This window comes from Thermohahella caldifontis, from assembly GCF_041153465.1.
In the GTDB taxonomy this organism is placed as follows: domain Bacteria; phylum Pseudomonadota; class Gammaproteobacteria; order Pseudomonadales; family Oleiphilaceae; genus Thermohahella; species Thermohahella caldifontis.
The window spans coordinates 1233919-1246577 of record NZ_CP154858.1 but is presented as its reverse complement, the minus strand read 5'-3'; the positions used below and the strand labels follow the sequence as shown (position 1 = coordinate 1246577).

The 12659-nt window shown below is 61.2% G+C and carries 12 protein-coding genes and 2 pseudogenes; 9 read left to right on the top strand and 5 right to left on the bottom strand.

The genetic code is table 11. The annotated features are described in order from the left end of the window. Positions 1-13: 13 nt before the first annotated feature. The 7 genes and pseudogenes from tssB to AAIA72_RS06035 all read left to right on the top strand — a co-directional run bounded on the left by tssB (position 14) and on the right by AAIA72_RS06035 (position 7590). On the top strand, positions 14-499 hold the full coding sequence (gene tssB, locus AAIA72_RS06065; protein WP_369602515.1) for a type VI secretion system contractile sheath small subunit: 486 nt from the start codon (positions 14-16) through the stop codon (positions 497-499). A 29-nt stretch (positions 500-528) separates the two neighbouring features. Further along, positions 529-1998, top strand: coding sequence for a type VI secretion system contractile sheath large subunit (gene tssC, locus AAIA72_RS06060; RefSeq protein WP_369602977.1), 1470 nt, complete (start codon positions 529-531; stop codon positions 1996-1998). Between the two features lie 2 nt (positions 1999-2000). Beyond that, positions 2001-2408, top strand: a complete 408-nt coding sequence (tssE, locus tag AAIA72_RS06055; RefSeq protein WP_369602514.1) for a type VI secretion system baseplate subunit TssE — start codon at positions 2001-2003, stop codon at positions 2406-2408. A 23-nt stretch (positions 2409-2431) separates the two neighbouring features. Continuing rightward, a complete protein-coding gene (gene tssF, locus AAIA72_RS06050; RefSeq protein WP_369602513.1) occupies positions 2432-4165 on the top strand; it encodes a type VI secretion system baseplate subunit TssF in 1734 nt (577 codons plus the stop codon). A 14-nt stretch (positions 4166-4179) separates the two neighbouring features. Further along, positions 4180-5112 (top strand): type VI secretion system baseplate subunit TssG, encoded by a 933-nt coding sequence (locus AAIA72_RS06045; RefSeq protein ID WP_369602512.1) that lies wholly within the window; start codon positions 4180-4182, stop codon positions 5110-5112. Continuing rightward, positions 5102-7221, top strand: a pseudogene (locus tag AAIA72_RS06040) (AAA family ATPase); the annotation flags it as partial. The gene AAIA72_RS06045 and the pseudogene AAIA72_RS06040, both read left to right, overlap by 11 nt. Continuing rightward, positions 7195-7590 carry a hypothetical protein gene (locus AAIA72_RS06035; RefSeq protein ID WP_369602976.1) on the top strand — a complete coding sequence of 132 codons (396 nt, stop codon included), beginning with the start codon at positions 7195-7197 and terminating at the stop codon, positions 7588-7590. The pseudogene AAIA72_RS06040 and the gene AAIA72_RS06035, both read left to right, overlap by 27 nt. A gap of 13 nt (positions 7591-7603) precedes the next feature. Here AAIA72_RS06035 and AAIA72_RS06030 read toward each other — a convergent pair. Further along, a pseudogene (locus tag AAIA72_RS06030) lies at positions 7604-7795 on the bottom strand (SlyX family protein); the annotation flags it as partial. 188 nt (positions 7796-7983) lie between these two features. Between AAIA72_RS06030 and AAIA72_RS06025 the strand changes: the two are divergent. Continuing rightward, positions 7984-9153 carry an ISNCY family transposase gene (locus AAIA72_RS06025; RefSeq protein WP_369600308.1) on the top strand — a complete coding sequence of 390 codons (1170 nt, stop codon included), beginning with the start codon at positions 7984-7986 and terminating at the stop codon, positions 9151-9153. Positions 9154-9291: 138 nt separating this feature from the next. Next, positions 9292-9804: a cold-shock protein gene (locus AAIA72_RS06020; protein ID WP_369602511.1), complete on the top strand. Its 513-nt coding sequence runs from the start codon at positions 9292-9294 to the stop codon at positions 9802-9804. A gap of 14 nt (positions 9805-9818) precedes the next feature. Here AAIA72_RS06020 and AAIA72_RS06015 read toward each other — a convergent pair whose 3' ends face one another. Genes AAIA72_RS06015 through dapD form a run of 4 tightly spaced genes read right to left on the bottom strand, consistent with a single transcriptional unit; the run spans position 9819 to position 12651 of the window. Then, positions 9819-10214, bottom strand: coding sequence for a hypothetical protein (locus AAIA72_RS06015; protein WP_369602510.1), 396 nt, complete (start codon positions 10212-10214; stop codon positions 9819-9821). Further along, positions 10201-10479 (bottom strand): hypothetical protein, encoded by a 279-nt coding sequence (locus AAIA72_RS06010; RefSeq protein WP_369602509.1) that lies wholly within the window; start codon positions 10477-10479, stop codon positions 10201-10203. The genes AAIA72_RS06015 and AAIA72_RS06010 overlap by 14 nt, the downstream gene beginning before the upstream one ends. Continuing rightward, positions 10476-11627 carry a succinyl-diaminopimelate desuccinylase gene (gene dapE, locus AAIA72_RS06005; protein ID WP_369602508.1) on the bottom strand — a complete coding sequence of 384 codons (1152 nt, stop codon included), beginning with the start codon at positions 11625-11627 and terminating at the stop codon, positions 10476-10478. The genes AAIA72_RS06010 and dapE overlap by 4 nt, the downstream gene beginning before the upstream one ends. Beyond that, positions 11614-12651, bottom strand: a complete 1038-nt coding sequence (gene dapD, locus AAIA72_RS06000) for a 2,3,4,5-tetrahydropyridine-2,6-dicarboxylate N-succinyltransferase (protein ID WP_369602507.1) — start codon at positions 12649-12651, stop codon at positions 11614-11616. The genes dapE and dapD overlap by 14 nt, the downstream gene beginning before the upstream one ends. Positions 12652-12659 lie beyond the last annotated feature (8 nt).

Genomic DNA, 12659 nt, shown 5'->3' with positions numbered 1-12659 from the left:
AAGGAGACTTCACATGGCAAAGGACGGATCCGTAGCACCACGCGAGCGCATCAATATCCAGTACAAGTCCGAAACCGGCGCAGCAGAAGAAAGTATCGAGCTGCCTTTCAAGATGCTGGTGACCGGTGATTTCACCAACCGCGAAGACGACCGCATGGTGGAGGAGCGCAAACCCATCAATGTGGACAAGGACAACTTCGATGACGTGCTGGCGAGCCAGAATATCGAGATCAACATGACTGTCGCCAACCGGCTTTCCGATGAGGAAGACGAGGAGATGGGCGTGACACTGAACGTGCGCAGCATTCGCGATTTCACGCCCGACGCCATCGTCGGGCAGGTGCCCGAGCTCAGGGCGCTCATGGATCTGCGCGAGGCGTTGGTGGCGCTCAAGGGCCCGCTGGGCAACGTGCCCGCCTTCCGCAAGATGATCGAGGAGACCCTGAAGGACGACAACCTCAAGGCCGAGTTGTTCAGGGAACTGGGAATCGAAGGATAAGGAGCATCGTCATGTCTGATTATCAATCCATGCTGGCCTACGGGGCCCGTGCCGCCGGGCTGGAAGAAACCTCGCTCATCAGCCAGATCGTCGAAAAGACCAAGATGAAGCCTCAGGATGAGGGATTCGAGGTGGCGAAGCGCGGGGTGGGCGCGTTCATTGCCGAGCTCCTGAAGGACGAAAACCGGGAAGAGCGGGTCAACAAGAATCTCATTGACCGCATGATCGCCGAGCTGGACAGGAAGCTGTCCGCGCAGGTGGACGAGATTCTGCACAATCCGGATTTCCAGAAAGTGGAGTCCGCCTGGCGCGGGCTCAAGCTCCTTGTGGATCGTACGGATTTTTCCCAGAACGTCCGCATCGAGATGGTCAACATCTCGAAGGAAGACCTGTTCAATGACTTCGAGGATGCCCCCGATGTCACCAAGTCCGGGCTGTACAAGCTGGCCTACAGCGCCGAATACGGCCAGTATGGTGGCGAGCCCTTTGGTGTGATTCTGGGTAATTACGAGTTCGGACCGGGCGCCATGGACATGCGTATCCTGCAGAACTGTGCGGCCGTTGCTGCCATGTCCCACGCGCCGTTCATTTCCGCGGCGGGGCCCCGGTTCTTTGGTCTGGAAAGCTTTGAAGGACTGCCCAATCTCAAGGAACTGTCCTCCGTATTCGAGGGCCCCCAGTTTGCCAAGTGGCGTTCCTTCCGCGAGTCCGAAGATGCCAAATATGTGGGGCTGACACTGCCGCGCTTCCTCCTGCGCCAGCCCTATGATCCGGAGAATCAGCCGGCCAAGACCTTCAATTACCGGGAATCGGTCGAGCACAGCCACGAAGCGTACCTCTGGGGTAACACGGCCTTTGCGTTTGCAACCCGTCTGTCGGACAGTTTTGCGAAATACCGCTGGTGTCCGAACATCATCGGTCCGCGCAGTGGTGGCGCGGTGCCGGATCTGCCGCTGCACTTCTATGAGAACATGGGTGATCTGGAAGCCAAGATTCCGACGGAAATCCTGATTACTGACCGGCGGGAGTTCGAGTTGTCCGAGGAGGGATTCATTCCGCTGACCATGCGCAAGGGCAGTGACAGTGCGGTCTTCTTCTCCGCCAACTCGGTGATGAAGGCGAAGAACTTCGGCAACAGTGAAGACGGCAAGCGCAAGGAACTGAACCATCGCCTCAGCACTCAGCTGCCTTACATGTTCATCGTCAACCGCATTGCGCACTACCTGAAGGTGCTGCAGCGCGAGAATCTGGGCAGTTGGAAGGAACGTCAGGATATCGAGCGTGAGCTGAACGCCTGGTTGAACACCTACATCGCCGATCAGGAGAACCCGGCACCGGAGGTTCGCAGTCGCCGACCGCTGCGCGCGGCACAGGTGACAGTCGAGGATGTCGAAGGCAAGCCGGGCATCTACAGGATCAGCCTCCTGGTCAAGCCCCACTTCAAGTACATGGGGGCCGACTTCGAGCTGTCTCTGGTCGGCAAGCTCGACAAGTCCTGATCATGGCCAGCATTGGCTTTCTGGACCGTGTCGTGCTGGGCGAGCGACACCCGCGTGGTGTCGCGCCCGAACAGGAAGTGGCCGGCGCCGTCATGGCCAATATCGGGCGCATGCTGCAGATCCGGGCAGGGAGTTATCATTTCCTGCCTGACTTTGGCGTGCCGGATTTCAATGACCTGGTGTTTGAATTTCCGGATGCCATTTACCGGATCGGCCACGCCATACGGGCCTTTTTGCTGAATTATGAAAACCGCCTTGCGGATGTCGATGTGGTCTACATGCCGGATCCGGAACAGCCGCTTCAGCTCAAGTTCCGCATCGAGGCACGGCTCAGTCCCGATCTGGGCGGATATCCGCTGGCATTTTATACGGTGATGACCAGTAACGGCCGGGCATTTCTGGAGCGTTAGCCACCAACAGGCAGTACACCGAAATGGATTTCAGTGATTATTTTCTCAAGGAGCTCAAGGCCCTGCGGGAAACGGGCAAGGCCTTTGCCCTGGAGCATCCGAGGCTGGCCGCCTTTCTCTCCGAAGAGGGGCAGGATCCGGATGTGGAGCGTATTCTGGAGTCCGTGGCTTTTCTGACAGCCAGGCTTCAGCAACGTCTGGATGGCGTCTTTGCGGATGTCACCCATGAGCTGCTTCGTCTGGCCTGGCCGGGGCAGCTACAGGTGACCCCTTCCATGACCATGGTGGCGTTCGAGGCGGGCGATGCCGTCGGCGAAAGCCGGGTGATTGCCAGAGGCGCGGCGCTGACCTCCATTCCGGTGGACGGACATCCTTGCCGCTTCCGGACGTGTCGCGAAGTGGCGCTGCACCCTTGGCGGCTTGCGGGCTGTCGTCACATGCGTACGGAGACGGCCGATGAGTTGGTCCTGGATCTGCATGTCCTGAATCCGGCGTTTCTGCTCTCCGGCGGACCGGATGCCCTGTCGCTCTATCTGCATGGTGATGCCCGTCAGACCGGATACTGGTTGCAGCATCTCGAGCGGGATGTGTTGTCACTCGGCGTGTCGCTGAATGACGGCGCGCCGGAGTGGGGCGCCGTCACCGTCGAGCCGGAAGGCTTTGATGAAGGGTTTCAGTTGCTGCCGGACGAGGCCTCGGTGGCATCGGGGTTGCGACTGGCCAGCGAGTATTTCCTGTATCCCGAGAAATTCAGCTTCGTGGCCCTAAAGGGGTTGCGTGCCTTCTGGTCACGATGGCCGGCGGAGGCGTTGGAATGTGCAGAGCGGATCCGTCTGACCCTTCGGTTCTCGAAGCGTACCCGGCAGGCATTTCAGGATGTGTCGCAGCTGGTTCAGCTGCATGTTTCTCCGGCCATCAACCTTTTCGAATGTGATGCCCGGCCTCTGGACATCGAGCACCTGGAAAGCCGGTATCTCCTTCAGCCTGATACGGTTGTGCCGGGTGTCCAAGCCCACTCCGTTGTCCACCTGGAGGGCTGGAACCGGGATACACGCCGCTATCGCAGCTATGCGCCGCTGAGTCAGGCGCTGGAAAGCTGCCATTTTCAGGAGCAGGGCACCTATTACTGGGAGAAGTGCCTGCCGTCGCAGGTCAGCCACTATCAGTGGCTACTGTGGACGGGCTTCTACGGGGAAGGACGTCAGGCTCTCATGCCCCAGCGAGAGGTGATTCATGCCCGTCTCAGATGTACGGATGGCATGCGCGCCCGCAAGCTGGGCGTCGGCGATGTCTGCTACCCGGCTGAAGCACTGACGGCGCTGGTCAGTGCCCGCAACATCACACCGGTAACGCCCCCGCTGTTTCCCTATCTGCATGGCCATCGCATCTACGAGCTGCTGGGCCTGCTCCGGTCCTCCGTTTCACGCTACAGCTCGCGCGAGGCGCTGATTGAAACCCTCAAGGTGCTGGACCGTCGCAGTCACTATGACCGGGCCCATTCGGAAGCCATCCACAAGAAGATTCAGGGGGTTCTGTCACTGCGGTGCCGCGAAGCCCTGGCCCTGAGACGCGGCATCCCGGTCATGGGGCGGGAAATCGTACTGGAGGTGGATGAATCCCGTTTCCTCGGTGACGGTGATATCCACCTGTTCGGGGCGGTGCTGTACGCTCTGATGGCGGGAGGCCGGCGAATCAATGAGCACCTGTCCCTCAGGCTGGTCGGTCACAAGCACCAAGGGATCTGGGAGTGGGGGTAAAGATGGGAGAGCACATGGCGGCGCGCAGCCGCGCGGTTTCCGATCTCGGACATGTGTTGAGGCTGCTGGTTCAGAATCGCCGGCCGGACGAGTCCCTGCGCTTTACTTCCTCACCGTCACTGGCGTCACCGGCCGCACCGGGGCGACTGCTGGAGATCCGCAACGGAAACCGGATCAGCCGGCACCTTGAGCGTGCCGTGTGTGTGCTCATGGGCGCACAGGGCACGCTGCCACCCTATATGCTTGAAGAGGCCGCACAGGACAGCACCTCAAATTTCACCGAGTTCATGCAGGTGCTCGAACATCACCTCGGTCAGAAGCTGGCGGATGTGTTTTGTGTAACGCATGACCTTGCGGATGAGCATCGGCTGCCGGCACGGGATGTCCGGCGCTTGCTGGGGATCTCGGAGTGGGATCAGCTATCGGCCCCGCTACGCCGTGCCTTGGTGCGGGGCCGCCCGTTCAACCTGACCTGTGCCCGCAGCCAGCCAGGCAGCGCAGAAGGTTTTCGCATGGCGATCTCTCAGTTGCTCGGGCAGCCCGTACAAGTGCTGGAGAATGATCCGGGTCACATGCGTTTGCCGGACACCCTGTGTGGCCGGCTGGGACGCAACCTTGAACTGGGTGGTCACCACGTCCTGGGACAGCGGGTTCGCAATGATGCCAACCGTATCCGTCTGACCGTGCGGTGCAGCCATCCGGATGAGGCCCGGTCACTGGCTCCGGGCGGACTGCGTCACGCTCAGCTCCGTGAGCTGGCCGGACTGGCGGCCGGGCGCCCGCTTCAGGTGGTACTGGTTGTGGCGCTGGAGGCCGGTTCGGTGTCTGCCGGTGCGCTGGGGCAAACCCGGCTCGGGCAGGGGGCCGTATTGGGTGAGCGCAACCGTTTCTCACAACGGCATTACAGTCTGACAGTCATTTTTCAAGGAGTAGAACATGAGTATTGATACGGCCATGCAGCAGCTGGACACGGAATCGCTGCGCATCATGGAGAGCGCAGCGCGACTGTGCATGCAGCGTTGTGAGGAGGCGCTCAGCCCGGAGCACTTTGTCGCGGCGGCACTGGATGAATCCGTGGTGGTTCAGGAGCTGGCGGCCGACAGCGGGTTCTACTGGCGCTTGCCGGTGAAGGCAGCGGGTGAGCCGGGATCCCGGGGCGTCACGCCCGTATTGTCCGTTCGCTTTCTCAAGTGGCTGCGCATCGCGTCGGAATACACGCGAACCGAGTTTGAGGGTGAACGGGTGAGTCCTGCTGCACTGCTGTACAGCTTGGCCGCTCATCCCGAGGCGCTGGTGGAAGATGCCCGTTTGCAGCAGGCCCTGGCAGGCGCGAAACGGAGCGCGTTGTATCGGGCGGCCTGCGCAGAAGCCGGTGTGACCACTGCAGCTTTCCGCCAGCCTGATACCACCGCCCTCGGACCGGAGATGTCCGGGACAGAAGGGGGAAACGACGCCGCACGCGATGCCTTGGCTCAGTTTTGCCAGAATCTCTGCCAGGATGTGGCCGAAGGGCGCCTTGATCCGGTCATGTGTCGCGAAAAGGAAATCGCCCAGCTCATCGACATCCTGTGCCGGCGCAAGAAGAACAACCCGATGATTCTTGGCGAGGCGGGCACCGGAAAGACCGCGCTCGTGGAAGGGCTTGCCTGGTGGATTCATGAGGAGCGTGTGCCGCCCGCGCTGATAGGGGTGGAGGTCTACGCACTGGACCTGGGGGCGCTCAAGGCCGGGGCCAGTGTCCGGGGAGAGCTGGAACGCCGGGTCAAGACCATTCTCGACGCGCTGAAGGTCCTGGCCGGCCAGGCCCTGTTGTTCATCGATGAGGCCCACACCCTGCTGGCGGCAGATGGTCAGGGTGGAGATGACCTGGCCAATCTTCTCAAACCCGCACTTGCCCGAGGCGAAATCAAGGTCATTGCGGCAACCACCTGGCGGGAATACAAGAAGTATTTCGAAAAGGATCCGGCCATGGTGCGCCGTTTTCAGCCCGTCACGGTTCAGGAGTTGGCTCCGGATCAGGCAGAGCATGTGCTGCGGCACGTCCGTCCCGCACTGGAGGCCCGGCACGGTGTGCTGATCCGGGACGAGGCCGTGTGCGTGGCGGTTTCGGCCAGTCATCGTTTCATGGCCGACCGAATGCTGCCGGACAAGGCGCTGGATGTGCTGGATACGGCGTGCGTGCGCGTCTACCTCCGCGCCCATGTGCAGCCTGTTGACGACATGGTGCTGGCCAGTACCAGGACTCACCTGGTGCAGCAGCTTGAAGGCCTGCGGGCGGAGTCGGAACGCGGTTTTGATGTGGCAGAGACGCTGACTGCGTGCGAGGCGGAGCTCCGTCAGCTTGAAGAGAGGTTGGATACCCTTGACAAGGGTGACGCAGGACAGGGTTTCCGGGATGACCGGTCTGATTCGCTGGTGGTCACCGCAGCCGATGTGGCGGATGTGATTGCGGGCTGGACCGGCATCCCCCGTGAACGGATTCTCAGTGCACGGAATGAGGCCATCCAGCATGCGCCGGCGCGGTTGAGAGACCGGCTCATCGGCCAGGATCATGCCATTGAACGGGTATTTCGCCGGCTTCAGGCCAGTGCAGCCGGCCTCACTGACGCGCGCCAGCCACAAGGTGTCTTTCTCTTCACCGGTCCTTCGGGGGTGGGAAAGACCGAACTGGCGCGACTGTTGGCGCAGGAGATCTGCGGTCATGACCGGGCGCTGGTGCGTATCAACATGAGCGAATATCAGGAGTCGCACAGCGTATCCCGCCTGATCGGCTCTCCCCGGGCTACGTCGGATATGGTGAGGGCGGTGTGCTGACCGAAGCGGTCCGCAAGAATCCCTGGTCAGTGGTACTGCTGGACGAGGTGGAAAAGGCACACCGGGACGTGCACAGCCTGTTCTATCAGGTGTTCGACAGCGGTTTCCTGAATGATGGTGAAGGCCGGCCCACGGATTTCCGCAATACCATTGTCATTCTGACGGCCAATCTGGCTGCGGATGCGATCCAGTCACTGTGGCAGCAGTCTCCGGAAATGAGCCCGGATGAGGTGACCGAACGCATCTGGCCTCAGCTTGTCCGGGTGCTGCCTCCTGCATTGCTGGGGCGCATGGACGTGATTCCCTTCCGGCCGCTTTCCCTGACGATGGCCGCAACGCTGGTTCAGCGTCGCTTTGAGTCCTTGGCGGAGCAGGCCATGCGGCACGGTATCCGGCTGGAGCTGGCGGAACCGGCGGTGTCGGCGCTTGCCGGGGATCTGGTGTCGTCACCCATGGGGGTGCGCTATCTTCACCGTCTCGTGGAGCGCCATTGGGTGCCACGGGTGTCGGATGCGATACTGGAGTCTCACCCGGAGACTGTCGTGCTGGGGTGGGGAACGGCCGGCCTTGCACGGGATGAGGTCCATTCCGAGGCAGCACCGGCTCAGTAATGGGGGGCGGGGGCTCCTCATCGGTCTTGCGGATGAGGGGCTCGGCCTGTGCCTTGAGCTTGTTTTCCAGAAGTTCGACACGTCGTCTCTGGCGCTCGATTTCCTGACTCTGCCGGTAAACGGTATCGGACAGCTGTTCGACCGTATCATCCAGAAACGCCAGTCGTGCCTGAAGGTCGGCAACGATTTGTTCCAGATTGTGCATTCCGGGGTCCTCATCTCTCAGTCAGCGTGCAATTCTACCATGATTTGATATCATTCGCGGTCATGTCACGGTTTCAGTGTTGGGAGCAAATAAACTGTCCGGACTTGTAGCACGTGATTTGTCCGGTTTCATGATCACCAAGGAGGTGAGCCATGAGACGGACAGAACTGCTACAGGAGATCCGGAAAATGCGATTCGAAGAAGCCTATACGGGATGGACCGAGAAACGGCTGACCCAGGAAGAGGCGGCGCGGCTGCTGGGGGTCTGTGAGCGGACCTTCCGGCGCTATATCGACCGCTACGAGGAGGAGGGCCTCGACGGCCTGATCGACAAGCGCCTGAGTCAGGTTTCCCACCGCAAGGCCCCGGTGGATGAGGTTCTACGCCTCGAGGCGCTCTACAAGGAGCGCTACGACGGCTGGAACATCAAACACTTCTACAGCTTCTACCGCGACCGTCACGGCGGCACACGCAGCTATACCTGGGTACGGAACACCTTGCAGAAGGCAGGCCTGGTCAAGAAGGCACCGGCTCGGGGTAAGCATCGTCGACGCCGCGAGCGGGCGCCCATGGTCGGCATGATGCTCCACCAGGATGGCTCCACCCACGAATGGGTTCCCGGCCACCACTGGGATCTGATCATCACCTTCGATGACGCCACCTCTGAGCACTACTCCATGTTCTTCGTCGAGGAGGAAGGCACGGCTTCGAGCTTCCAGGCCATGCGAGAGGTCATCACCGATCACGGCCTTCCCTCGAGCCTCTATACCGACCGGGGCAGTCACTACTGGCACACCCCCAAGGCCGGCGGCAAGGTCGACAAGTCCAACCTCACCCAGTTCGGCAGGGCCATGGCCCAGCTCGGGGTCGAGATGATCCCCGCCTATTCCCCCGAGGCCCGGGGCCGCTGTGAGCGCCAGTTCGCCACCCATCAGGGACGCCTGCCCAAGGAACTTGCAGCCCAGGGCATTACCACCATGGCGGCGGCCAACCGCTACCTTCGGGAGCACTACCTGCCGGCCTTCAACCGGGAGTTCTGCGTCAAACCCGCCGTCGAGGGCAGCGCCTTCGTGCCTTTCATCGGCCCTGGACTGGACGACATCCTGTGTGAGCAGTACGAACGCACCGTGAACAAGGACAACTGCGTCTCGTTCGAGGGACTCAAGCTGCAGATCCCTGCCGACCGCTATCGGCGCCATTACGTCAAGGCCAAGGTTCGGGTACACCGTTATCCTGATCGCTCCCTGGCGATCTTCCACGGCCCCAGAAGACTGGCCAGTTACACCCCAGAAGGCCTGCCCTTCGACCCCCTCGAACCTATTGATCAGGCACCGGCCAACGTCCGCTGCCAAGTCTGATCATCAGTGGACCCAAAGCGGACAGTTTATGTGCTACAAAACCGGACAGTTCTATTTGTTGCTAACATCATGTCACGGTTTCAGGGTGGCATGTCTTCATTTTTTTACACGTTTGACAACAGGAAATACTGAAAACTCATGAGTACGTCATTTGCAAAAACCGTTGCTGTTTCGGCGGTCTGTACAGCGCCTGTTCCCTTGATTGCCGGTGTGTTGATTCATCTGGTTGCAGGTGTACCGCAGTTTGATGCGACTGCACAGGAAGCCAGCTGGCATGACGCCCTGTCCGGTGCGCGTGGAATCGGGTTGTATCTGGCTGTCTGGCTGGCTGCATTTGTGGCTGCCTTGGTTGCGGCCCGGATGGTGACGGCCGTCCCCTCTGCAGGCAGAAGCCGCCAGTCCGATATGGATCAGCCAGCGACCATGGACGAAAACGATGACCGCGAGGAAGGTACGGTCAAGTGGTTCAATGCCAACAAGGGCTTCGGCTTCATTACCCGTGGGTCGGGCGAGGACATCTTTGTGCATTTCCGCGCCATTCGTGGCCGGGGACACCGTGTCCTGAAGCAGGGGCAGGTCGTGCGCTTCCGGGTCACCGAGAGTGAAAAAGGCCTGCAGGCGGACGATGTGTCCGTCATTCGCGAAAGCTGAGTCACTTGCCCGGACTACTTGTCCGGGTTGTCCCACTTCACTGGCCGCTCGCCCTGAGCGGTCAGTTCCATCCAGCCCTCATCCTCAGGTTGTTCTGACCAGGATCCGGACGAGCAGCGAACCACACCGCCCAGTGCGCGGAAGACGTCCCGCCCGCAATCCAGATCGGTCGGCCAGGGCGTCCGGTCGCTTTCAAACCAGATGCAATGCCAACTGCCGGTCGCCCGTTCGATGAGGTGTACGGGGACGGACTGCCCTTTGAGTGTTGCGGTGCCCCGCGTCGTGCGGCCTTTCTGTTGCCAGGAAACCGGGGTGTCGGACAGTGACTCGACCCAGGCCTGAATGGCTGCCGTATCAACACCCCGGAGGTACACTTCGATATCCGGGTAGCGGGGTTCATTCTTCGTCATCTTGGGTATCCCTGGTAAGAAAGTCGGTAAAGCGGAAAATCATCAGGCTCAGATAGCCCGCAACGGCCATCAGGCCGCCAGCAGTCATGAGCAGCCAGAGCAGGAGCAGAAAGGCGTCCGGCGGATTCTCCGTCAGGTAGAGGGTGGCCAGACTGCAGCCGAAGACGATACCGCCCGTCACGAAAGTCTGGAAACAGCTCCGGGCGTGGATGCCCCGCCGGAGCAGGGCATCGCGCCATCGGACCAGTCGCCGGAATCGCCTCACAGCAGCAGGTTCTCCATGATGCGCTCATAGATGCGGCTGAGCTGATCCAGCTCTTCCACGGACACCTGTTCATTGATCCGGTGAATGGTCTTGTTGATGGGGCCGAGCTCCACCACCTGGGCTCCCGTGGGCGCGATATAGCGGCCATCGGACGTGCCGCCACTGGTGCTGAGCTCGGTTTCAAAGCCACGTTCTTCCCGGATGGCACGAACCGTTGCCTCGACCAGCGGACCTTCCGCAGTCAGAAAAGGCTGCCCGAACAGGGTCCATTCAAGCCCGTAATTCAGTCCATGGCTGTCCAGCAGCGCATGGACACGGGACTGCAGGGCTTCTGCCGTGGTTTCCGTGGAAAAGCGGAAGTTGAAATCGATGACCACTTCGCCGGGTATCACATTGCCGGCCCCGGTGCCGCCATGAATGTTGGAAATCTGGAAACTGGTGGCCGGAAAGAAATCATTGCCGTTGTCCCAGTGTGCACTGACCAGTTCCGCAAGTGCCGGAGCCACGCGGTGTATGGGGTTGTCGGCCAGATGCGGGTAGGCCACATGCCCCTGAATGCCCTTGATGGTCAGGCGCCCGGTCAGGGAGCCACGCCGGCCGTTCTTGATCACGTCACCCACGGTGCGGGTGGACGAGGGCTCCCCCACGATACACCAGTCAATCTTTTCACCACGCGCCTGCAAGGCCTCCACCACCTTGACGGTACCGTTGACGGCGCGGCCTTCTTCATCGCTGGTGATGAGCCAGGCGATTGAGCCCTTGTGGTGCGGGTGCCGGGCCACGAAACGCTGGCAGGCGGTGAGGAAGGCGGCGAGGCTGCCTTTCATGTCGGCGGCACCCCGACCATGCAGCACGCCATTTTCCACATGCGCCTCGAACGGAGGGAAGGTCCAGGCCTCTTCAGGGCCCGGAGGGACGACATCCGTGTGGCCGGCAAAGACCAGCAGCGGTCCGTCCTGGCCCCGGCGGGCACACAGGTTGGTGACCTCTCCGAACGGCATGTCCTCGCAGACAAAGCCCAGTGGCGCAAGGTGAGCCTTGAGGTATTCCTGACAGCCGGCATCATGGGGCGTCACGCTGGGGCGCTGTATCAGCGCCCGGGCATGTTCGAGCGTCTCGGACATGACAGAACCATCAGTTGTGGGCATGGAGGGCTTCATTCAGCTGGATGGCTGCGGTATTGCCCGTGGCTTCCACGCGACCGGTCAGGGAGTTGCGCCGGAAGACCAGGTCGGGCACGCCGGCCAGTTCACGTGCTTTCACCACGCGGATCACTTCGCCCTTGTCGTCCAGAAGAGCCACCTTGGTGCCTGCCGTGAGGTAAAGACCGGCTTCCACCTTGCAACGGTCACCCAGGGGAATGCCGATTCCCGCATTGGCACCCACGAGGCTGTTTTCGCCGACAGAGATGACGATGTTGCCACCCCCGGAGAGGGTGCCCATGGTGGAGGATCCGCCGCCCAGATCGGAGCCCTTGCCGATGACCACACCGGCTGAAATGCGGCCTTCGATCATGGAGGTTCCCAGCGTGCCGGCGTTGAAGTTGACAAACCCCTCGTGCATGATGGTGGTGCCTTCGCCCAGGTGTGCACCCAGACGAACTCGGGACGCATCACCGATACGCACACCCTTGGGCACCACGTAGTCCGCCATGGGCGGAAACTTGTCCACGGCATGAACCTTGAGCCAGCGGCCGGCAAGGCGGGCTTCAAGCTGGCGTTCGGGCAGCTCGTCCAGATCAATCGGACCTTCGCTGGTCCAGGCCACATTGGGCAGCAACGCAAAGATGCCTTCGAGATTGACGCTGTGGGGTGTTTTCAGGCGCCGGGAGAGCAGTTGCAGTTTCAGGTACACTTCCGGTGTTGATGCGGAAGGACCGTCCTCCTCCAGCATCAGGATGATCAGACGCTGGCGACCACCTACCGGGGACCGGGCGAGCTGGCGCGTGCGCTCAGCGGCTGCTTCGAGACCTGCGCCCTGCAGGACTTCGGCCAGGCGGCCGAGCTGACCGGCATCCGGTGTCCCGGTCCAGCGGCCGGACTGGTTGTCGGACATGCTGCGGATCTGCTCCACGACCTCTGTGGCCGGATTCAGTTCAAGAACCGGGTACAGAACCTCGAGCCAGTCGCCTTTTGTGTTGATCGTTCCAATGCCAAGTCCAAATGCGAACATGGTGCCTC

What these genes read in the sequence shown, in the direction of transcription:
- tssB (WP_369602515.1), top strand. Translation starts at nt 14, where the DNA reads ATGGCAAAGGACGGATCCGTAGCACCACGCGAGCGCATCAATATCCAG.
- tssC (WP_369602977.1), top strand. Translation starts at nt 529, where the DNA reads ATGCTGGCCTACGGGGCCCGTGCCGCCGGGCTGGAAGAAACCTCGCTC.
- tssE (WP_369602514.1), top strand. Translation starts at nt 2,001, where the DNA reads ATGGCCAGCATTGGCTTTCTGGACCGTGTCGTGCTGGGCGAGCGACAC.
- tssF (WP_369602513.1), top strand. Translation starts at nt 2,432, where the DNA reads ATGGATTTCAGTGATTATTTTCTCAAGGAGCTCAAGGCCCTGCGGGAA.
- AAIA72_RS06045 (WP_369602512.1), top strand. Translation starts at nt 4,180, where the DNA reads ATGGCGGCGCGCAGCCGCGCGGTTTCCGATCTCGGACATGTGTTGAGG.
- AAIA72_RS06035 (WP_369602976.1), top strand. Translation starts at nt 7,195, where the DNA reads ATGAGCCCGGATGAGGTGACCGAACGCATCTGGCCTCAGCTTGTCCGG.
- AAIA72_RS06025 (WP_369600308.1), top strand. Translation starts at nt 7,984, where the DNA reads ATGCGATTCGAAGAAGCCTATACGGGATGGACCGAGAAACGGCTGACC.
- AAIA72_RS06020 (WP_369602511.1), top strand. Translation starts at nt 9,292, where the DNA reads ATGAGTACGTCATTTGCAAAAACCGTTGCTGTTTCGGCGGTCTGTACA.
- AAIA72_RS06015 (WP_369602510.1), bottom strand. Translation starts at nt 10,214, where the DNA reads ATGACGAAGAATGAACCCCGCTACCCGGATATCGAAGTGTACCTCCGG.
- dapE (WP_369602508.1), bottom strand. Translation starts at nt 11,627, where the DNA reads ATGCCCACAACTGATGGTTCTGTCATGTCCGAGACGCTCGAACATGCC.
- dapD (WP_369602507.1), bottom strand. Translation starts at nt 12,651, where the DNA reads ATGTTCGCATTTGGACTTGGCATTGGAACGATCAACACAAAAGGCGAC.